Below are 21,076 nucleotides of genomic sequence, written 5' to 3' on the forward strand. Positions count from 1 at the left end.
TGTTCCGGGTCAGCGCGCCGCCCAGTGGACGGTCCAGGCGCCCCCCGTCGCGAACTCGGCGAGCGTGCGCACCGGCTCGCCGGTCAGATCCACCGCCCGCACCGCCGAGGAGGCCGCGGTGTAGACGGCCAGGTGGTCCGTCCCGTACCAGAACCAGAGCACGCCGCCCGCCGGCAGCGGCAGCGTCGTCAGACGGCGGCCGGTGGCGGCGTCGAGCACGCACGCCCTGTCCTCCGCCCCCGGGCAGAGCGTGGCGAGCCTGCCGTCGGCGGAGAACACCGGGACCGTGCCCGCCGGCTGCCGCACCCCGCCCAGCGTGCGCAGCACGGCGCCGGCGGGGGAGTGGACGGTGATCTCGCCGGCCCCCGACGCGCGGGCCAGGGTGTCGCCGGAGGCCCACACGTAGTCCTCCTTGCCCGGCGCCGGGGCGCTGACCACGGACGCGGTGCGGCGGGCCGGGTCGACGACGGCGAACCCCGTGGTGCGGTCGTCCAGCCGGGGGTCCCACACGGTGACCAGCAGCCGGGAGCCGTCCGGCGACCACGACGGGCGGCGCAGCGCCAGCGGCGGCTCGACCACGTCCACCCAGAACGCGCCCGTCAGGTCGCGCGCGGTGAACCGCACCGCCCCCGCGTTCTCGACGGCCAGGTCCGGAGACTCGTGCACGTACGCCACCCGATCCCCGCCGGGGGAGACCATCGGCGCCATCCGCTCCGTGACCGGCAGGAACGTGTCCTCGCCCGGCAGCCGCACCCCGGCGGCGAACGCCAGGCCCTCGCTCAGGTCCGTGGACCCGCGCAGGAACGACGTCAGCCGTAACGGGTCCGCCGGGTGCTCGTGCAGCGTCGCGCCCAGCTCCGGCACCACGACCGTACGGGTGCCGGCAGCCGGCGGACCCGGCCGGGCGGCGACGTACAGCAGCGTGAGCGCGACCGCCACCAGCGCCGCGACCGAGGCCACCGCCCCCACCACCCACCCCCGCGCCTTCCCGCCCGCCTTCATCGGTGCGGCGAGCCGCGCGGTGCCCTCGGGAGCCGGACCCCCGGCCCGGGCGGCGGCGCTGCCCGCCGCCAGCGGGTCCGACACGGCCGACGGCGTGCGCCCCAGCAGGCGCAGCAGCACCTCCCTGGCCGCCGGACGCCGCGCCGGATCCTTGGCCAGGCACACCGCCACCAGCTCACGCAGGTCACCGTCCAGCCCGCCGAGATCCGGCTCGGCCCGCATGATCCGGTGGACGAGCGCGGGCAGCGGCCCCGCCCCGAACGGCGGCACCCCCGACGCCGCGAACACCATGGTCGCCCCCCACGCGAACACGTCCGCCGCCGCGCCCGCCGCCCCCGGCCTGAACTGCTCCGGAGCCATGTACGGCGGCGTCCCCGCCACCTCGTCACCCGCCCCCGCGTCCCCCACCGGCCGGGCGATGCCGAAATCGATCACCCTCGGCCCCTCCGGGCTCAGCAGCACGTTGCCCGGCTTGAAATCCCGGTGCACCACCCCCGCCCGGTGGATCGCCGCCAGCGCCGTCGCGGTCCCCACCGCCAGCCGGTGCAGCTCGCGCCCCCGCAACGGGCCGCGCGCCGCCACCGCCTGCTGCAACGTCGGCCCCTCGATGAACTCGCTCACCACGTACGGCTCGGCCCCCGCCGCGCCGACCTCCAGGACCTGCGCCGTGCAGAACGCCGCCATCCTGGGCAGCACCTCAGCCTCCCGGCGCAGCAGCGCGGCGGCCTCCTCGTCGGCGGCCCGCAGCACCTTGACCGCCACCGGCCGCCCGCCCGGCGCCTGCGCCAGATAGACCACGCCCTGCCCGCCCGCGCCCAGCCGCCCGCGCACCACGTACGCGCCGATCCGCGCCGGATCGCCGGGCTGCACCGCGGCGGCCACCGGTCAGCCCCGCGTGTAGCGCACGTCCACCAGCGGCTCACCCGGCGTGCGCAGCTCGGCCAGCACCCGCACCACCTCACCGGCGAAGTCCGTCACCACCACCTCGCTGCGGTCCCCGCCGCCGGGCACGACCTGGATCAGGTGCTCCTCGTCGTACCAGCCCACCATGCCCGCCCCCTTCCGCGTCGGTACCGTGGCCACCCGGGCGCCGCCCGCCGCCGTCCACACGCAGGCGGCGAACCGCTTCGCGCACCCGCTCGTGACGAACCGGCCGCCGCTCGGCGAGAACATGTCCGTCGCCCCCACGACATGCCCCACCCAGTGCATCATCCGCGTCACCCGGCCCGACTCCGCGTCCCGCACGCGCACGCCCTGCCCCCACTCCGCCGTCAGGTAGCGGCTGATCACCGACCTCCCGTCGGGCATCCACCGGAACTCGGCATAGAAGCTCAGCGGGTTCACCTTCCCGCCCGTCGCCAGCGCCGCCTGCCGCACCTCCGCCCCGTCACCCGTCGGCACGAACCTGGCCGACCGCGCCGCCACGTCGATGATCACGTACCCGGCGCTGAACGGCTGGTTCTCCTCCCCGACCTTCTCGAACCGCTGCACCGACAGCAGCAGCCGGTCACCCCGCCGCGACCAGCTCAGGCCGACGGACTGGTACGGCGGGCGCAGCACCGGCACGCTGAACCGCTCACCGGTCAGATGGTCGGCGAACCACACCGCCAGATGATCCCCGGCGGCCGCGTACAGCGTGTTGAAGCTCGCCGTGTAACGCCCGTCGGGCGACGCCTCCGCCACCACGGTGTGCGGCCCGGCGTCGCCGAACCGGCCCGTCCGCGGGTCCCGCGTGTAGCGGCGGCTCTCACCCACCCGCACCGACGTCAGCCGCACCCGGTCGCCGGGATGCTCGTACGCCACCCCGAGCCCGCCCGGCAGCGGCACCTCGGCCCCCTCCGCGGGAGGCCCGTCCGCCGGGGCCACCGCTCTCGGCGTCCATGTCCCTCCGGGCCGCGCCTGCTGCGCCACCCGCGCCGCCCCCGTGCCCGGCTCGCCCACGGCGAGCGTCACCCCGGCCGACACACCTCCGGCCACCAGCGCGATCACCACTCCCGCCGCGGCCACGACCCCCCGCCGCCGCTTCCTCTCCACCCCGGAAGCCTCCACCGCGCTCACGCCGGCCGGCTGCGGGACGGGCCCAGGGACGGGCCCAGGGACGGGTCTCGGGACGACCAGGACCGTCTCCTCGATCAGACGCAACAGCGCCTGCTCCGCCGTCGGCCTCGCCTCCGGATCGACGGCCAGGCAGTCGGCCAGCAGCTCACGCAACGGCCCTTGCGGGAGCGCGGCCAGGCTCGCCGCCCCCTCCGCCATCCGGGCCAGCCGCCCGCTGAAACCGCCCCCGCCGAACGGATCCCGCCCGGCGGCGGCGTACGCCACCGTCGCGGCCCACGCCCACACGTCCGTCGCGGGCCCGAGCTCCCCGCCGCGCGTCCGCTCAGGGGCGAACAGGTCACCCGGCTCCAGATCGATCGGCGACGTGTCGTGCCCCCCGCTCAGCACGTCGTGAACCTCCGGCACCGCGCACAGCAGCCGCGGCCCGTCCGGCCCGAGCAGCACCCGGCTCGGCCGGATCCCCACGGGAGCCAGCCCGGCCCGGTGCGCCGCCGCCACGGCCGTCACCGTCCCGATCGCCAGCCGCCGCAACGCCGCCCCCTCAACCGCCCCACTGCCCGCCCCACCTGGCCTGTCGGCGGCAGGGTCCGATCGGGTACGGGCCGCCCCGCCTCCGCTCTCACGGGGGCCGCCGGCGGCAGCGGTCGGGGTGAGGCGGGCCAGGAGGGAGCCACCCTCGACGTACTCGGTGACCACGTGGTCAGGGCCCGCGTCCAGGACGGCCACGGCGCCGACGGGGGCGGCCTCGCGCAGGCGGGCGAGCCGGGCGAGGTCGGGGCGGCGCTCGGCCGGCCTGCCGTAGTGGCGGACGACCACCGTGCGCCCCGAGGGGGAGGTCGCCAGGTGGTACGAGACGCCGCAGCAGCCCGTGTGGAGGGTGCCGGCGAGGCGGTAGCCGCCCACGGCGCGGGCGCTCACCGGGCCGCCCGGGCCAGGCGCAGGCCGGGGGTGTCGTCGGCCGCCTCCAGGGTGGCCAGCAGCCGCCGGGTGCCCTCACGGAAGTCCAGCGCCACGAACTCGTGCGGCGTCCGGCTCGGGTCCAGGACCATCAGGTGGTCGTCGTCGTACCAGCCCCACATCTCCGCGCCCTTGATCGTGTTCACGTAGGTGGCGACGCGGACGCCGGTGGCGGCGTCCCACGCGCAATGGGATCCGCCGCTGGGGCAGTCGGTCAGCATGAGCCGGCCCGACGGCGAGAACAGGGCGCGGCCGACGCTCGGCCCGGTCCACGGCATCGTGCGCGCCTCCCGGCCGTTCAGGTCGCGGAAGCGCAGGCCGGTGTGGCCGCCGCTGTCGTGCGAGGCGACGACGCCGTCGCCGCCGGGGGTCCAGGCGTACGGTCCCGTGTCGCCTTCCGTGGGGACGGTTCGGGCCTGCCGGGTGGCGGTGTCCAGGACGGCGAATCCGGCCGTCCTCCGCTTCGGGCCGCTCACCGTGAGGAGCAGCCGGGACGAGGCCCGGTCCCACACGGGGGAGGCGGCCCGCTCGGGCACCCGTACGGTGAAGCGCTCGCCGGAGCGGCGGTCGGCGACCGTCACGTCACGGCCCGCCTGGAACGCCACCCGGGTGCCGTCGGGCGAGGCGGCCACGTCGTCCGCCGTCACCCCGGCCTCGATGAACCCGTCCCACTGGGCCGCGCGCAGCCAGGTGCCACGCTCGTTCCGGTACGCGACGACGCGCTGCGGGTCGCCGGGATGCTCGTACAGGGAGAGTGCGATCCCGGCCGCCCGCATCGTGACCTGCGGGGACGGGAGCGCGCGCGGACCCGCGGCGGTCACCGACAGGTCGGGCAGCGACAGCGTCGGCGACGGGACGGGCCGGGAGGCCGCGCCCACCCGTTCGGCGATCAGATGGCCCGCCCCGGCGGAGACCACCGCCACGGCCAGCGCCCCCGCCGCCAGCCCCGGCCACCCCCGCCACGCCACCCCGCCCGAGGCTGCGGCGCCGCCTCCCGGGGTACGCCCTGCCGCTCCGGCTTGAGACGGTGCGGCCATCCCAGGGGAGTGGCCTTCCGGCGCCGGGCGCGGGACAGCCGGGCCGTCCCCCGCCGGACTCGCCGGGCCGTCCGCCTCCGGGCTCGCCGGGCCGTCCGCCTCCGGGCTCGCCCGGGACTCGTCCGTGGGGGAGCGGGGCGCGGCGTCGGGGATGAGCGTACGGGTGGAGTGGCCGATGAGGCGGAGCAGGAGGTCGCCCGCGTCGGGCCGCGCCGCCGGGTCCTCGGCCAGGGCGGCGGCGACGGCGGGGCGCAGATGCTCTTCGAGGGCGGCCAGGCCGGGCTCGTGGGGGAGGCCGCGATCGGCCGAACCGGTGGCGGCGTACAGGATGGTGGCGGCCCAGGCGAACACGTCGTCCGCCGGGCCCATGACCTGCTCGGGAGCGCCGGTGGGGGCCGGAGGGAAGGCCAGGCCGTAGCCGGTGACGCGGACGCCGTCGGGCCCGAGGACGACGGTGCCGGGGCGCAGGTCGCCGTGGGTGACGCCGCCCTGGTGCAGCCCCACGAGGGCGGAGGCCGTCGCGATGGCGAGCCGGTGCAGCGCGGTGCCCGTCATCGGGCCGTCGGCGGCGACGGCGTCGGCCAGAGACCGCCCGGGGACGTGCTCGGTCACCGCGTACGCCCGGCCGCCAGCGACCCCGGCGGCCAGGACGCGGGCCAGCGACGGCGCGTCGAGCTCCGTCAGGGCCGTCACGCGGTCCGCCGCGCCGGGCCCGCCGGGCAACCAGGCGACTTCGACGTGCCGGCCGCCGGCGTCGCGGGCCAGGAACACGGGCCCGCGGTCGTCGTGCCGTAATCGTCCCAGCAGGACGAACCCGCCGAGGTCCGCGGGATCGGATTGCTGTAATGGGGAAATATCCGTCATTGCCTCAGCAATTCATCGACAGCCGACCGCCTGATTATGGATCAGGCGCTTCCGGCCGTGGAAGACCGGCGGCCGCCCGTCTCGCCCTGCCAGGGCCCGGAGGAGGACGTCCCCACGCCGGGCCCGGGACGGGCCGCCACGGCGGTGGCGGCTCAGGAGACGAGCTCCCCGGCCTGGACGACGTGCCGGATGCGGCCGGGGTCGGCCAGGATGCCGAGGTCGGCGAGCGGGTCGCCGTCGAGGACCAGCAGGTCGGCGTGCGCGCCCACGGCCAGGGTGCCGATCTCGCCGGCCATGCCGAGCAGCTCGGCCGCGTTCACCGTGGCGGCGCGGAGCACGTCCAGCGGCTGCTGCACCTCGCCGCGCAGGCGGAACTCCTGGTTCTGGTGCCGGTGCATGCCGCCGAGCAGGTCGCTGCCGTACACCAGCCGCACACCGCCCCTGGCGGCGCGCTCCAGCGCGGCCAGGCCCGCGCCGAGCACCGCGTCGACCTTGCGCCAGCTCGGCTCCGGCAGCCCGTGGGCCACGCCCTCCTCCTTCAGCGCCCAGTACGTGACCAGCGTCGGCACCAGGAACGCGTCACGCTCCAGGAACAGCTCCACGCTCCGGTCGTCCAGCAGGTTGCCGTGCTCGATCGAGCGGACCCCCGCCTCCAGCGCCCGGTTGACCGCGCGTGCGGTGTACGCGTGCGCGGCCACGTAGCGGTTGGCCGCCTCGGCCTCCTCCACGATGGCGCGCAGCTCCTCCATCGAGTACTGGGTGGAGTCGATGCGGTCGGTGGGGGAGGCGACGCCGCCGGAGGCCATCACCTTGATGTGGTGGGCGCCCTTGCGCAGCTCGTCGCGGGCGGCGGCGCGTACGGCGTCGACCCCGTCGGCGACCCGGCCGAGCCCGGCGCAGCACGGGTGGTCGTCGTGCACCCGGGTGCCCCGGGCGCGCGAGTCGCCGTGGCCGCCGGTCTGGCTGAGCGCCCGGCCGCAGAACAGCAGCCTGGGCCCCCGGATCAGCCCTTCGGCCTGCGCGTCGGCGAGCCCGTAGTCGGCGCCGGAGGCGTCGCGGACGGTGGTGAAGCCGCGCGCCAGCATGCCGTCCATGATGCGGGCGCTGTGCGCGGCCACGTACGAGGGCGACCAGGAGGTCAGCCCGCCCAGGTCGGCGGTGGCGGCGGTGACGTGCACGTGCGCGTCGATCAGGCCGGGGACGACGACCGCGCCGGCCAGGTCGACCACGCGCGTGCCGTCGGGGGCGGTCAGGCCGCGGCCGGTCTCGGCGACGCGCCCGTCCGCGCAGCGCAGGTCGGCCTCGGTGAAGTCGCCGGTGGCGGGGTCGAGCAGCAGGGCGTCGCGCAGCAGCAGGCTCATCGGGCGCCCCGCAGCGCGGGCACGGCCAGCGGCGCGAGCGCCTGGGCGGCGGCCACGGACGTCTCGTCGTAGCTGCCCTCGGCGTCGAGGATGTTGAGCGCGCCGAGCACGGCGCCGCCGTCCACGACGGGCACGTTGACGATGGCGCCGCAGCCGAGGCTCTCGATCAGCTCGTGGTCGGCGAAGATCTCGCGTACGGCGGCCCGGTCGCGGCCCAGGTAGGGCAGCCGCTGCTCGATGCAGCGGGTCAGCCACTCCTGCGCGACCTCCACCGTCTTCTCGCCGCCCACCGGGTACTGCTCGGGGTGGCTGCTGTGCACGCGGCGCAGCGCGCGCCGCTCGGGAATCCAGGCGAGCACGGTGAACAACCGCGCGCCCACCTGCTCGCGTACCTTCTCCTGCAGTTCCGGCAGCCCGGTCACGACGTCATCTCCTTAGCTGCGCCGGCGGGCTCGCCCCGCTCGGTCAGGTCTTCCAGGGAACGCCCGGCGGTCGCCAGGCCGAACACCATCACGCAGATCACGCCGGCCGCGAGCACGGCGGTGGTCATGCCGAACACGCCGCCGAAGCCGAGGCTTGCGTACGACACGCCGATGATGGTGGGAGCGAGGATGCTGCCGACGCGGCCGAACGCGCTCGACAGGCCGGTTCCGGTGGCCCGGATCCAGGTGGGGAACACCTCGGGGGTGTAGGAGTAGACGCCGGCGTAGGTGCCGTTCAGGAAGAACGACAGCACGGCGCCCGCGACCGTGATCGACACGGGCGTGTCCATCTGCGACAGCCAGAAGGCGCTGACGGCCGACCCGGCGAGGTAGATCGCGATGGTGTTCTTGCGGTCGAGCCGCTCCGACAGCCAGGCGGCGGAGAAGTAGCCGGGGATCTGCGCCAGGTAGATGATCAGCGAGAACTCGAAGCTCTTCGTCACCGTGATGCCCCGCTCCACCAGCAGGGTGGGGATCCAGGAGAAGAAGCCGTAGTACGAGAACGTGATCACGAACCAGATCAGCCAGATGACGCCGGTGCGCCTGGCCATCGCCCGGCTCCACAGGAACCGCAGGGCGTTGACCAGCGTGACCTTCGGCGTCTCCTGGACGGGCAGCGCGGTCGCGGTCTCGGGCACCGGGGGCAGCGGCCGGCCGGTGGCGAGCTCGACCCGCCGTTCGATGTCGGCGACCACGGCCTCGGCCTCGGCGGTCCTGCCGTGCTGCAGCAGGAAGCGCGGCGACTCCGGCAGCGAGCGCCGCCACCACAGCAGCATGAGGATGGGCACCGCGGTGATGATCTGCGCGATCCGCCAGCCGTCGTCGAACGTGGGCACCACGAACCGGCCGATGAGCGCGGCCCCGACGAACCCGAAGGAGAAGAACCCGGCCAGCGCGCCGATGAACCAGCCGCGCCGCTTGGCGGGCACGAACTCCGACAGGAACGGCGCGATGATCGCGCTCTCCGCGCCGGCCCCGGCCCCGGCCAGCACCCGTGCGCCGAGGAACACCTCGTAGTTCGGCGCGAACGCGGCCACGACGGAGAACACCGCGTAGAAGGCGAGCGCGTACATCATGACCTTCTTGCGGCCGATGCGGTCGCCGAGCAGGCCCGCCGCGATCGCGCCGAACAGGAAGCCGAACGGCGAGGCGGAGCCGATGATGCCGAGCTGGCCGTTGCTGAGGTTCCACGCCTCCTGGGCGCTCGGCAGCAGGAACGCGACGACGGCCGAGTCCATGCCGTCGAAGGTGTAGCCGAGGCCGCCTATCAGGAGCAGGAGGTAGTGCGGACGGCTCAGGGGGAGCCGGTCCAGCCGGGCCAGCAAGGTCATGGCACAGCCTTCCTAGGGCACGGGGCCCTGCCAGGGAGGGGGAGTTATTGCAACGTATAGTGCAAATCGGGCAAGATGCAATGGTCCTTGCAATATTTGGAAAATGTACGATGTCTCCCGGCGAGGGAGGGGCGCGTGACGGACAGCTTCGAGGAGTGGCTGCGCGACCGCGTGCCGGAACGCGGGCTGCGCCCCAAGGCCGCGGCGGTGCTGGACATCCTCATCACGCAGCCGCGGCGGGCGTCGTTCGGCTCGGCGGCCGAGCTCGCCGCGCTCGCGGGCGTCAACGTGGCCACCGTCACCCGCATCGCGCAGGCGCTCGGCTTCGCCGGGTGGCCCGCCCTCCAGCAGGAGCTGCGCGCCCGCTACCTGTCCTCGCTCAGCGCGCCGCAGGTCGCCGCCGAGCACAGCGGCGAGGGCTCGCCCAGCGCCCGCTCGCTCCGGCGCGACCTCGACAGCCTCGCCCTGCTCAACCGCCGCCTGGACGAGGGCGTGATCCGGACCGTCGCCGAGGCCGTCGCCGCCGCCCGCCGCACGGTGATCGTCGCCGACGGCAGCTACGCGGCGGTCGGCATGGCGCTCGCGCACAACGCCCGCATCGCGGGCTACCCCGTCGCGGCCGTCACGGCGGGCGACTCCGAGCTGTCCAACACCGTCGCGGCGATCGGGCCCGGCGACGTGCTGATCGCCATCAGCTTCTGGCGGCTGTACGAGAGCACGGTCCTGGCCGCGCACGAGGCCCGCGCGCGCGGCGCCCGGGTGTTCGCGCTCACCGACGCGGCCAGCCCCGCCCTGGCGGACGCGGCCGAGGAGGTCGTGATGGTCCCGGCGGAGGGGGTCGCGTTCTTCCCGTCGCTGACCGCCGGGCTGGCCGTCGCCCAGGCACTGGTCGCCCAGCTCGCCGCCGTCGACCCGGCGCGCACGGCCGCCGCCATCGAGACGGCCGAGCGGATGTGGACCAAGTTCGGCCTGCTCCACCGGCGCCCCGCGGGCGGCGAGCCCACCGGCCCGTAGAGAAAGCCCTGGTGACAGGCCGGGAGCGGATGCTTGATCGGGTCCGGCCCCGCCCATAGCCTCGTCGTGCCGGACCCACGACGAAGGGGCCTCGTAGTGACCATCCCGCTGGCGGTGGCCGTGGCATTGACCGAGCTCGCCGCGACCGCCCTCGTGCCCGCCGCCGCCGGACGGCTGCCCGGCTGCCCGCTGGTGTTCGGGCACGGCGGCTACCCGAAGAACCCCGGCGCCAGCGCCAAGGACCTGATCCGCCAGCCGAACCACCCCACCGGCATCGAGCACATGCGCGCCGAGGGCGCCGACGGCCTGGAGGCCGACGTCCAGCTCACCCGCGACGGGACCCAGGCGGTGATGTGGCACAACACCACCACCAACGGCCTGACCGGGCCCAACCGCGAGATCACCGACCTGTGGTGGGCCGACGACGACGGCGGCCTGCGGTCCCGCCGCGTCTCGCGCGGCCCCTACGCGGGCGAACGCGTCCACACGCTCGGCTCCTGGCTCGACCACGCCGCAGCCGCCGGGCTGATCGCGCTGCTGGAGATCAAACGCCAGGCCAGACCCATCCTGCGACGCTCCGAGCAAGCCTGGCAGGAACTGTCCGGCCCGATCCTCGAACGGCAGGACGCCCAGCGCATCCTCCTCTACTCGGCCGACCCGTGGATCCAGCGCGAGCTCGCCACGCGGCACCCCGGCCTGCTGCGGGGCGAGGCCGTCCGCTGGACCGACGGCGTCCCCTGGGACGAGCCGCCGCCCGGCTGGCGCGCCCAGGTCCCCCGCTGGACGAAGATCCTCAAGCGCGGCCCGGCCGGCGTGCTGACCGACTACCCGGCCGACTACCGCCGCTGGCTGGCCGGAAAGTGCACGTGACGGGCCCGTACGAGCCGGACTGGGCGGCGGTGCGCAGGCGGGTCGCGGACGCGCCGTGGGCCGCCCGCGTGCTCGGCGCCCTGGAGGCCGACTTCGGGCACTGGTCGGGCCTGCCGCTGCCCGGCCCGGAACGGCCGTCCGCCTGGACCCACCACTACTTCTGCGACGCCGACGGCGCGCCCCTGCGCCACGACCCCGCCACGCCCGACCGGCACGCCTGCACCGGCTGCGGCAAGGTCTACTCGGGCGAGCCGTGGGACGGCGCCTGGCGCGCCATCACCCACAACGCCGCCGCCGCGCAGGCCCAGCGCGCCGCCCTGCTGCTGCGCCTGACCGGCTCGCGCCCTGCCCGCGACGAGCTCGAACGCGTCGTCGGCGGCTACGCCCGCCGCTACCGCGACTACGCGCCCCACGGCCAGGCCGCCGGGACCGGCCGCGTCCAGCCGCAGGGGCTCGACGAGGCCGTGTGGGCGATCGGACTGCTGCGCGCCGTGCGCTGGGCGGGCGACGCCCTCACCCCCGCCACCTCGGCCGCCTTCGACGGCCTGGCCCGCGACGTCGCCGCCCTGCTGCGCCCGCAGGCGGGCGCCGTGCACAACATCCCGTGCTGGCTGCTCGCCGCGCTCGCCGAATGCGCCGTCCGGCTCGGCGACACCGCGCTGCTCGCCTGGTGCCGCGACTCCAAGTTCGGCGCGGAGGCGCAGGTCAGGCGCGGGTTCCACGACGAGGGCCTGTGGTACGAGGTCAACCCGCACTACCACTACTACGCGCACCCGCGCCCCGCCCCGGTCCGCCTCTGGTACGGCGCGCAGCTCCCCGACGGGGTCGCGCCGCCGCTGACCGGCCGCTCGTCGGTCGCCGCCCTCGTCTTCGGCCCCGGCGACCTCCCGCCGCCGCCCCCGGACCCGCCGCGCTCGTTCGTGTGGCCGGGGGCCGGGATCGGGCTGCTCAGGTCCGGCCGGGTGCGCGCCGCCCTCCGGTACGGGCCCGACGCCGGCTGGCACGACCACCGCGACAAGCTCGGCGTGGACGTGGCCACCGCCACCGGCTGGTCCAGCCTCGACCTCGGCACCAGCGGCTACGGCTCCGGCTTCACCGCGTGGCTGCGCTCGCCGGTCGCCCACAACACCGTCACCGTCGGCGGACGCGCCCAGCCGCCGCACACCGGCCGCCTCGTCGCCTCGTCGCCCGGCCACCTGACGGCCGAGTCCGCGTTCGACGGCCACACGCTGCGCCGCGCGCTGACGGTGACCGGCGACGGCTGGACCGACGAGTTCACGGTGACGCCCGCCGCGCCGGACGCGATCGAGTGGACCTTCCACGGCGACGGCCCGTTCGCGGCGGACGGCGAGCCCGCCCTCCTCACCGGCGATCTCGGCCACGCCTGGCTGCGCGACGTGCGCCGGCTGCGGGCGCATGCCGGGGTGCTGCGCGGCGCCTGGGACGCCGACGGCGCGCCGTCCCTGGAGCTGACCGTCCCGGACGGGTTCGAGGCGTACGCGGCGCTCGCCGACGGCAACCCGAACGGCCGCCCGCTCGGCATCGTCCTGCTGCGCGGGCACGCGGCACAGGCGCGCGTCCACGCTCGCTTCACGCTCCCGCCGCCCGCGCCCTGAGCACAACCGTTCAAGACCCCGCCCGCCTCCGGCGGCTACAACGAGGGGATGGACATCGGCTTCATCGGCCTGGGCCTCATGGGCGGGCCCATGGCGGTCAACCTGGCCCGCGCGGGCGGCCTCGTCGTCTGGAACCGCACCCCCGCTCGCGCCGAGGCCCTTCGCGCGGCCGGCGCCGACGTGGCGGCCAGCGCCGCCGAGGTGTTCGGCCGCGCCGGCACGGTCCTCCTCATGCTCGCCGACGAGGCCGCCGTCGACGACGTGCTGCGCCGGGGCACGCCGGAGTTCGCCGCCCGCGTCGCCGGGCGCACCGTGGTGCACATGGGCACGACCTCGCCCGCCTACTCCGCCGGGCTGGACGCCGACGTGCGCGCCGCCGGAGGCCGGTACGTGGAGGCGCCCGTCTCCGGCTCGCGCGGCCCCGCCGAGGAGGGACGCCTCGTCGCCATGCTCGCCGGGGACCCCGGCGCCGTCGCCGACGTGCGCCCGCTGCTGCGGCCGATGTGCCACAAGAGCGTCGTCTGCGGCCCGGCGCCGTCGGCGCTGCTGATGAAGCTGGCGGTCAACCTGTTCCTCATCACGATGGTCACGGGGCTCGCCGAGGCGACGCACTTCGCCGCCGGGCACGGGCTCGACCTGCGCCGCTTCCAGGAGGTGCTGGCCACCGGCCCGATGGCCAGCGCCGTGTCGCGCGGCAAGGCCGCCAAGCTCGTCGAGGGCGAGCTGTCCCCGCAGGCGGCGGTCGCCGACGTGCTCAAGAACAACCGGCTCATCGCCGAGGCCGCCCGCGCCGCCGGGCTCGCCTCACCGCTCCTCGACGCCTGCCACGAGCTGTTCGCCGAGACGCTCGCGCTCGGGCACGGCGGCCTCGACATGGCCGCCGTCATCCGGGCGATCGAGGCCAGGAAAGGCTGAACCGCAGGCGGCCTGCCAGCGCGCGGGCGTGAGACCGTACGCGCCCTTGAACCTGCGCGTCAGATGGCTCTGGTCGGCGAACCCGGCCGCCTGCGCGGCGACGGCCGGCGGGAGCCCGGCGCGCAACGCCCGCCGCGCCACGTCGAGCTGCCGCATCGTGCGGAACCGGGTCGGGCTGGTACCGAACACGGCCCGGAACTGCCGGGCGATCGTCCACCGGTCCAGCCCCGACACCCGCTCGAACACCGCCACCGGATGCCGCGCCGCCGGGTCGGCCGCGATCAGGTCACGCACCCGGGCCAGCGCCTCCACCGCCGCGGCCGCGCGCCCGGCGCCCCGCCCGGCCGGGCGCGCTCCCGCGTGCGCCGCCAGCGAGCGGGCGATCGCCAGCGCGACCTCCACCCGTTCCAGCTCGCCGAGCGGCTCGTCCAGCCGCCGCAGGCACGCGGCCAGCGCGGCCGGCATCCGCCGCACCACCGGGTCCGGCACGAACGGCAGCGGCCCGCCGCCCAGCGCCTCGCCCACCAGCGCCGGATCCACGTAGAAGATCCGGTAGCCGAACCCCTCCTCGGTGCCCGGCGCGCCGTCGTGCAGCTCGTCCGGGTGCAGGATGTGCCACTCGCCCGGCAGGCAGTGCCGCGCCTCGCCCCGGTAGCGGAACGTCTGCACGCCCCGCAGCGTGATCCCGATCGCGTAGCGGTCGTGCCGGTGCGGCGCGAACGCCTCGCCGACCAGCGACGCCGCCATCCGCTCGATCCCCTCGGCGCCGGCCCCGAAGCGCAGCCTCGCGCCGGGCCCCTCCCCGTTCACCAGGCGAAGTCCTCCAGCTCCAGCACCGCGCGGTCCATGTCCTCGGCCCGCCCCTGCCGCAGCAGCTTGGCATACAGCGGGTCGCCGCCGACCGCGCCCGCGCGGATGTCGCGGGCCCGCGCGCTCATCCGCGCCTGGATCTCCCGGACGATCAGCGCCGGGTCGCCGCGCCAGCCGTACGCGTCCAGGAACGTCCGCAGCCGCTCGGCCCGCCTGTCGAACGCCCGGAACCCCTCCAGCTCCGCCACCCGGCGCGCGTGCAGCGGCACCCAGCTCAGCGCCGTCCACGCCAGGTCGGACTCGGCGCCCACCGGCCCGGCGAAGTCCCAGTCGAAGAAGCCCGACAGCCGCCCCTCGTGCCAGGCGGCGTTGAACGGGCTGGCGTCGTTGTGCCCGATGATCTGCCCCGGCGACCACTGCCCGCCCACCCGCCAGCGGGCGTCGGGCGGCGGCGTGAAGTCGGCCACGGCCGCGTGGTAGTCCCGCAGCCAGCGGGCCACCTGGCGCAGCGCCTCCTCCGTCCGCGTCCACTCCGGCCACACCAGCCGGTTGCCGAGCGTCTCGCCCTCCAGGAACGTGAGCACCTCCCGGCCCTGCTCGTCGTAGCCCAGCGCCCGCGGCGCCCCGGCGAAGCCCTTGCGCTCCAGGTGGCGCAGCAGCTCGTGCACGGCGGGCGTCCACGCCCGCGCCGCCCGCCTGACGGTCGCGCCGATCCGGATCGCGCCCCCGTCGTTGCCTCCTTCGAGCCGGATCCGCCGGATCTCATGGCGGCCTGCGGATCCGCTCATCGATCGCCTCCTCCGGGGTCCCGCCTCCCAGATTCTCAATAAGTGCGGGCATCTCCAAGAGGCCCAAAGACCCGTCGTACGCCTGCCGCGACCCAGATCGTGGCCAGGGCCGCGTACACGGTCAGCAGCGCGATCGGCCACACCCCCGACACCAGCGACGCCACCGCCGCCAGGCCCAGCAGGGCCGCCCACCCGTACAGGACGGCCCGGCCGCGCGGCGAGCCGGTGTGCGCGGCCTCCTGCACGGCGGTGACCAGCGCCATGACGGCGGCCCCCGCCGTGCCGAGGACGTCGCTGCCGAGCACGACGCCCGCCACCAGCGTCGCCGCGCCCGCCACGAGCAGGCCGCAGCAGGCCAGCGCCACCCGCGACTCGCCGCCGTCGAACAGCAGCCCGGTCGCCTTCGCGCGGGCCAGCCGCAGCACGGTGACCGCCTCCGTCACCCACGCCGCCCAGTGCAGCAGCGCGATGAGCACGAACACCGCGATGACCGGAGGCAGCGCCGGCAGCAGGAACACCAGCCACCAGCCGCCCAGGAACCTGCGCCGCACCCGCGACAGCCACCGGTGGAGCGGGTTGCGCTCCTTCAGCGCCGTCACCAGCAGGTCCCTGGCCTGCCCGTAGCCCGGGTCGAGCCGCAGCACCTCGCGGAACGCGTCGGCGGCCACGCGCGCGTCACCGGACGCCAGCGCCGCCCGCCCGTACACCAGGTGCGCCGTGGCGCTCTCCGGCGCGAGCCCGACGGCCCGCCCCGCCGTCTCCGTGGCCGCCCGCGTCTGCCCGAGCGCCGTCTGCGCCAGCGACAGCAGGCTCATCAGGTCCGCCGACTCCGGGTCGAGAGCCAGCCCGCGTTCCGCCGCGCCCGCCACCAGCGGCCACTCGCCCTTCAGCACGTGCGCGCGGGCCAGCAGCTCCCAGATCGGCGGCCACTCCGGCGACAGCGCGAGCGCGGCCCGCCCGGCGGCGATCGCCTGGTCGGGCTGCCGCGCCCGGTTGTGCACCTGGCCCGCGACGTAGTGCGGGAACCACGAGTCGGGCGCCAGCCGCACCGCCTCGTGCGCCTCCGCCACCGCCTCGCCCGGCCGGCGCTGCTCGGCCAGCGCCAGCGCCAGCAGCGCGTGCCCGACCGCGTGCTCCGGCTCCTCGGCCAGCAGGCCGCGCAGCTCCCGCTCGGCGTCGGCGGGTCGGCGCAGCTCCAGCAGCGCCCGCGCCCGCTGCACCGGGCCGGCGGCCTTCACCATCGGGCCTTCACCATCGCGCTTTCTTCACCATCTGGCTTTCACCATTTGGCCTTGATCCACGGCATCAGCTCGTCCCACGCCCCCGAGTCGTTGGCGTGCAGCACGTAGTTGCGCGCCGTCGCCATCCACTCCCGCACCGACGTCGGCCGCACGCTCTTCGCCGCCGCCAGCAGGTCGGGCGTCGCCAGCGGGATCGCCCGGCCCGCGCTGATCGACTGCTGCAGCTTCGCCTCCACGGCCCGGTCGACCACGCCCTTCAGATCGGCGCCGACGAAGTGCTCGGTCGCCCGCGCCACCGCGTCGAAGTCCATCTCCGCGATCGGCTTGTCCCGGCACAGGATGCGCAGGATCGCCGCCCGCGCGGAGGCGTCCGGCGGCGGCACGAACACGAGCTGGTCGAACCGGCCAGGGCGGCGGAACGCCACGTCGATGTACCAGGGCGCGTTCGTCGCCGCCAGCACCAGGACGCCCTCGTTGGCGTCCTGGTCCACGCCGTCGAGCTCGGCCAGGAACTGGTTGACGATCTGCCGGTTGTGCGCCTGCCGCATGTCCGAGCGGCGCGCCGCCAAGGCGTCCACCTCGTCGAAGAACAGCACGCACGGCCGGTTGCGCCGCGCCAGGTCGAACGTGGCCCGCAGGTTGCGCTCGCTGGAGCCGATGTACATGTCGAGGATGTCGGCCAGGCCGACGTTCACGAACGACGCGCCGAGCTCGCCCGCCGCCGCCCTGGCCAGGTGCGTCTTGCCCGCGCCCGGCGGCCCGTACAGCAGCACGCCGCCGCCCGCCCGCTTGCCGAACGCGGCGAACAGCTCCGGCTGCTGGATCGGCAGCAGCAGCTTGACCTTCAGGGCCTCCTTCACCGCCTCCATCCCCGCCACGTCCGCGAACGTGAACCGGGACCGCTCCACCTCGGCGCTCGCCTCCGCCGCCGGCGTGGCGGGCGACGGCGCATCATAAGCCCCGCCCCCGTACGCCGGCCCCGACGGCGCGCCGCCGTAGGACGCCGGCCCGGACGGCGCGCCGCCGTAGGGCGCGGGGCCCGAATGGGCGCCGCCGTGCGGTCCGTTCGTGCCCGGTCCGTGCGTGCCCGGTCCGTGCGTGCCCGGTCCGTACGGTGCCGGTCCTCCCAGGGCCTGGGGCGGGGCGGCGAGGCGGGCGGCGAGGGCGGGGTCGGCGAGCGACGGGTCCCGGGTCACCGCGTCGTGGTAGCGGTGCGCCGCCGCCGCGACGTCACCCTCGCCCAGCAGCGCCCGCGCGGCGAGCACGCCGAGCCGGGGCGGGCAGCCGGGCTCGCCCAGGAACGGCTCCAGCGCCGCCAGCGCCTCGCCGTAGGAGCTCTGCCGGACGAACGCCTCCGCCAGCCCCGCCGAGACGTCCGCGTCCTTGGGCGCGAGCACGAGCGCGGCCCGGAACTCGGCCTCCGCCTCGGCCAGGTAGCCCTTGGCCAGGAGCTGGTCGGCGAGGTGCCGCCGCAGGGGGAGATTGTCCGGAGACAGGCGCGCCGCCTCGCGGAGCGCCTGGAGGCCGGCATCGTCGAGCACGTGCCCGTCCTTCCGTCGGGGGAGTGGAATCAGGCAAGGCTACCGAAATCACCGGCCATGACCCCCGGCCCCCGACATATCCGGAAAATGCCAGGAAACCTCACCCATCCACGGCGGCGACGAGCCGATCGACCACCTCAGGCGACAGCCCGATGCCGAACGTCCGGAACTTGGCCAGCGGAATCCCCCTGGCCAGCCCCATGAGCGCCGGGCTGAACCGGTCGAGCGCGGACCCGCCGAACGCCTCCTTCAGCACCCGGCTCCCCACGGGATGGTCCAGCCACTCGCCGAGCGTCGACATCGCGGTCAGCGGCGGCGCCCAGCCGTCGCCCGGCGTGCTCAGCTCCAGCCGCTGCCGGATGTCGCGCGAGGAGGCGCCCACCTCGACGGTGAACGCGCCCGGGTCGATCCGCCAGCCGCCCCGCGACGCCGACCACCACGCCAGGTCGCGGCCGGTCAGCGTGAACGAGACCCGCTCGCTCGCGCCCGGCTCCAGGCCGATCTTGGCGAAGCCGCGCAGCTCGTGCCGGGGCCGGGTGGGGCGCTCCTCGTCGAAGGCCACGTACAGCTGGACGACCTCGTGCGCGAACCGGCTGCCGGTGTTGGTGACGGTCACCTCGACCTGCCATTCGTTCGCGCCGGTCTCGCGGGCCTCCAGGCCGGAGTAGGCGAATGTGGTGTAGGACAGGCCGTGGCCGAACGGGTAGGCGACGTCCACGTCCAGCGTGTCGTAGTGGCGGTAGCCGACGTAGCGGCCCTCGCCGTAGACCACGTGCCCGTCGCCGCCGGGGAAGTGCAGGTGGGAGGGCACGTCGGCGAGCCGGTGCGGGATCGTCTCGGTGAGGCGGCCGGACGGGCTGTGCGTGCCGAGCAGCAGGTCGGCCAGGGCGGACCCGCCCGCCTGGCCGAGCAGCCAGCCCTCCAGGATCGCCGAGGCCGCGTCCTGCCAGCCGGACACCGACACGACGCCGCCGTTGGACAGCACGACGACCACGTCCACGCCCGTCTTGGCCACCCGGCGCAGCAGCGCCGTCTGGTCGCCGGGCAGGTCGACGCCGGTGCGGTCGAAGCCCTCGGACTCGGCCGAGTCGGGCAGCCCGAGGAACAGCACGGCCACGTCGGCCCCGGCCGCCGCCTCCACCGCCTCCCGCTCCAGCTCGGGGTCGGCCTGCCCGTCGAGCCGGTAGCCGGCCGCGAACACCGCGCCGTCCAGCGCCGCCGCCAGCGACTCCCAGGCCGAGTCGAGCCGGGTCGGCACCACGTGCGAGCTGCCGTGCCCCTGGTAGCGCGGGGTGCGGGCGAGCTCGCCGAGCACGGCCACCTTGCGGCCGGGGGCGATGGGCAGCACGTCGCCGTCGTTCTTCAGCAGCACGGCGGACGCGCGGGCCGCCTGCCGGGCGACCTCGTGGTGCGCGTCGGCGTCCCAGCCGGTCGTGGCCGGCGCGGCGGGCACCCGCGAGGCCAGCCGCAGCAGCCGCCCGACGGCCCGGTCCAGCACCTCCTCGGGCAGCCTGCCGTCGCGGACCGCGTCGGCGATCTCCGCGTCGGTGCCGGTCGGCGGCATCTCCAGGTCGAGCCCCGCCTCCAGCGCCGCGACCCGGTCGGCCACCGCGCCCCAGTCGGACACGACGAGCCCGTCGAACCCCCACTCCTCCCGCAGCACCTCGGTCAGCAGCCACCGGTTCTGGCTCGCGTACACGCCGTTGACCTTGTTGTAGGCGCACATCACCATGTAAGGGGCGGCCTCGCGGACGATGTGCTCGAAGGCGGGCAGGTAGATCTCGCGCAGCGTCCGCTCGTCCACGTCGGCGCTGATCCGCATCCGGTCGGTCTCCTGGTTGTTGACCGCGTAGTGCTTGACGCACGCGCCGACGCCCAGCGACTGGATGCCGTCGACCAGGGCCGCGCCCATCACCCCGGACAGGCGCGGGTCCTCGGAGAAATACTCGAAGTTGCGCCCGCACAGCGGCGAGCGCTTGATGTTCACGCCGGGCCCCAGCACCACGTCCACGCCCTGCGCGCGGGCCTCGCGGGCGATCGTCGCGCCGACCAGCCGCGCCAGCTCCGGGTCCCAGGACGAGCCGAGCCCCACCGCGGGCGGGAAGCAGGTGGCGGGCACGCTCCTGGTCAGGCCGAGCGCGTCTCCGGCGCTCTCGTCCTGCCGCCGCAGGCCGTGCGGCCCGTCCGACAGGGTCAGGGCGCGTACGACGTCGCGGACGGCGGTGGTGTGCCAGGTGTCGCTCCCGGAGGTGAGCGAGGCCTTCTCGGCGAGTGTCAGATCCTTCAACTGATGTCCAATCCCAGCTCGGTGAGGAAGGCGGCGACCGAGGCGCGCATGTCGACCCGGTCGGGGTCGAGCAGCCACTGCGTCTGCAGGCCGTCGACCACGGCGAGGAGTTGCCCGGCGACGACGTCCGGGTCGTGGGGCAGCGGCGGCGTGGCCTGCGCGAACAGCTGGGCGAGCACCCAGGCGGCGCCCTTGCGCAGCCGGCGGTAGCGCTCGACGAAGTAGGCGTGGGCCGGATGCCCGGGGTCGGTGGCCTCGGCCGACAGCTTCACGAACAGCCCGACGAGTCCCGGCGTCCGCATGCTGGCCGCGAGCTGGTCGACGTGCCGCCTGATGATCTCCACCGGGTCCAGGCCGGGGTCGGTGGCCGCCACGAGCTCGGCGGTGAGCACCTCGCGGCGCTTGAGCACCTCGATGAGCAGCGCGTCCTTGCCCGGGAAGTGGTGCAGCAGCCCGGCGTGCGTGAGCCCGGCGTGCGCGGCGATGTCGCGCAGGGACACGGCGTGGAAGCCGGAGCGGGAGAACAGCTCCATGGCGGAGTCCAGGATGCGCGCCTGGGTGCGCTCGCCCTTGGTCACCCGGCGCGTGGTGGGTTCGGTCACCGACCGGCCTTTCTGCTGTCCAGGGCACCCGGGTGCCCGGAAAACCGAACTTACCACGTGGTAGGAAACAAATCGGATGCCCGTCCCGTACCGATCTCTGTAGGGTCGGCGACGACCGCCGAGACCAGTGAGGGGGACCGCCATGCGCCGCAGCGCCGTCCCCCTGTCGCGGCTTCTGTCGCGGTACGAGGTGATCCTGGTGTCCCCGTCCGCCCGGCGCCCGCTGCGCGGCCGGCGCCGGACGTCCCCGGCGGCCCTCTGACACGAGGGGCCTCCGGGCGAATCGCGCTGTCCTGTCCA

General features: G+C 75.7%; 16 protein-coding genes. 4 read left to right on the top strand and 12 right to left on the bottom strand.

The window, feature by feature from the left end; all coding sequences use genetic code 11:
- Nucleotides 1-9: 9 nt before the first annotated feature.
- The 6 genes from ACWDXC_RS14080 to ACWDXC_RS14105 form a co-directional block, all read right to left on the bottom strand.
- Nucleotides 10-1,884, bottom strand: a complete 1,875-nt coding sequence (locus ACWDXC_RS14080; RefSeq protein ID WP_449981463.1) for a protein kinase domain-containing protein — start codon at nucleotides 1,882-1,884, stop codon at nucleotides 10-12.
- A gap of 3 nt (nucleotides 1,885-1,887) precedes the next feature.
- On the bottom strand, nucleotides 1,888-3,978 hold the full coding sequence (locus ACWDXC_RS14085) for a hypothetical protein (RefSeq protein WP_449981465.1): 2,091 nt from the start codon (nucleotides 3,976-3,978) through the stop codon (nucleotides 1,888-1,890).
- Nucleotides 3,975-5,918 (bottom strand): hypothetical protein, encoded by a 1,944-nt coding sequence (locus ACWDXC_RS14090; protein ID WP_449981467.1) that lies wholly within the window; start codon nucleotides 5,916-5,918, stop codon nucleotides 3,975-3,977. Before ACWDXC_RS14090 ends, ACWDXC_RS14085 begins: the two co-directional genes overlap by 4 nt.
- A 152-nt stretch (nucleotides 5,919-6,070) precedes the next feature.
- Nucleotides 6,071-7,279 carry an amidohydrolase family protein gene (locus tag ACWDXC_RS14095; protein ID WP_449981469.1) on the bottom strand — a complete coding sequence of 403 codons (1,209 nt, stop codon included), beginning with the start codon at nucleotides 7,277-7,279 and terminating at the stop codon, nucleotides 6,071-6,073.
- The gene (locus ACWDXC_RS14100; RefSeq protein ID WP_449981471.1) at nucleotides 7,276-7,701 is read right to left on the bottom strand and encodes a GAF domain-containing protein; all 426 of its coding nucleotides are present in this window, start codon (nucleotides 7,699-7,701) and stop codon (nucleotides 7,276-7,278) included. Before ACWDXC_RS14100 ends, ACWDXC_RS14095 begins: the two co-directional genes overlap by 4 nt.
- Nucleotides 7,698-9,092, bottom strand: a complete 1,395-nt coding sequence (locus ACWDXC_RS14105) for an MFS transporter (RefSeq protein WP_357588188.1) — start codon at nucleotides 9,090-9,092, stop codon at nucleotides 7,698-7,700. Before ACWDXC_RS14105 ends, ACWDXC_RS14100 begins: the two co-directional genes overlap by 4 nt.
- Nucleotides 9,093-9,227: 135 nt before the next feature.
- On the opposite strand from ACWDXC_RS14105, the gene ACWDXC_RS14110 reads away from it, so the two are divergent.
- The 4 genes from ACWDXC_RS14110 (at nucleotide 9,228) to ACWDXC_RS14125 (ending at nucleotide 13,507) form a co-directional block, all read left to right on the top strand.
- Nucleotides 9,228-10,106, top strand: coding sequence for a MurR/RpiR family transcriptional regulator (locus ACWDXC_RS14110; RefSeq protein WP_308125906.1), 879 nt, complete (start codon nucleotides 9,228-9,230; stop codon nucleotides 10,104-10,106).
- 96 nt (nucleotides 10,107-10,202) lie between these two features.
- Nucleotides 10,203-10,976, top strand: coding sequence for a glycerophosphodiester phosphodiesterase (locus tag ACWDXC_RS14115; protein ID WP_449981474.1), 774 nt, complete (start codon nucleotides 10,203-10,205; stop codon nucleotides 10,974-10,976).
- Nucleotides 10,973-12,592, top strand: coding sequence for a heparinase II/III domain-containing protein (locus ACWDXC_RS14120; RefSeq protein ID WP_449981476.1), 1,620 nt, complete (start codon nucleotides 10,973-10,975; stop codon nucleotides 12,590-12,592). The genes ACWDXC_RS14115 and ACWDXC_RS14120 overlap by 4 nt, the downstream gene beginning before the upstream one ends.
- A 48-nt stretch (nucleotides 12,593-12,640) precedes the next feature.
- Nucleotides 12,641-13,507 (top strand): NAD(P)-dependent oxidoreductase, encoded by an 867-nt coding sequence (locus tag ACWDXC_RS14125; RefSeq protein WP_449981478.1) that lies wholly within the window; start codon nucleotides 12,641-12,643, stop codon nucleotides 13,505-13,507.
- Here the strand turns inward: ACWDXC_RS14125 and ACWDXC_RS14130 are convergent.
- The 6 genes from ACWDXC_RS14130 to ACWDXC_RS14155 all read right to left on the bottom strand — a co-directional run bounded on the left by ACWDXC_RS14130 (nucleotide 13,397) and on the right by ACWDXC_RS14155 (nucleotide 20,776).
- On the bottom strand, nucleotides 13,397-14,317 hold the full coding sequence (locus ACWDXC_RS14130) for an AraC family transcriptional regulator (RefSeq protein WP_449981480.1): 921 nt from the start codon (nucleotides 14,315-14,317) through the stop codon (nucleotides 13,397-13,399). The genes ACWDXC_RS14125 and ACWDXC_RS14130 overlap by 111 nt on opposite strands.
- Nucleotides 14,314-15,105: a phosphotransferase gene (locus ACWDXC_RS14135; protein WP_449981482.1), complete on the bottom strand. Its 792-nt coding sequence runs from the start codon at nucleotides 15,103-15,105 to the stop codon at nucleotides 14,314-14,316. Before ACWDXC_RS14135 ends, ACWDXC_RS14130 begins: the two co-directional genes overlap by 4 nt.
- 35 nt (nucleotides 15,106-15,140) lie before the next feature.
- On the bottom strand, nucleotides 15,141-16,346 hold the full coding sequence (locus ACWDXC_RS14140; protein ID WP_449981484.1) for a tetratricopeptide repeat protein: 1,206 nt from the start codon (nucleotides 16,344-16,346) through the stop codon (nucleotides 15,141-15,143).
- A 38-nt stretch (nucleotides 16,347-16,384) separates the two neighbouring features.
- Nucleotides 16,385-17,887 (bottom strand): AAA family ATPase, encoded by a 1,503-nt coding sequence (locus ACWDXC_RS14145; RefSeq protein ID WP_449981486.1) that lies wholly within the window; start codon nucleotides 17,885-17,887, stop codon nucleotides 16,385-16,387.
- 100 nt (nucleotides 17,888-17,987) lie between these two features.
- Nucleotides 17,988-20,174 carry a glycoside hydrolase family 3 C-terminal domain-containing protein gene (locus ACWDXC_RS14150; protein ID WP_449981488.1) on the bottom strand — a complete coding sequence of 729 codons (2,187 nt, stop codon included), beginning with the start codon at nucleotides 20,172-20,174 and terminating at the stop codon, nucleotides 17,988-17,990.
- Nucleotides 20,171-20,776, bottom strand: a complete 606-nt coding sequence (locus tag ACWDXC_RS14155; RefSeq protein ID WP_449981490.1) for a TetR/AcrR family transcriptional regulator — start codon at nucleotides 20,774-20,776, stop codon at nucleotides 20,171-20,173. Before ACWDXC_RS14155 ends, ACWDXC_RS14150 begins: the two co-directional genes overlap by 4 nt.
- Between the last annotated feature and the right edge of the window lie 300 nt (nucleotides 20,777-21,076).

Source organism: Nonomuraea sp. NPDC003214 (genome assembly GCF_053590035.1).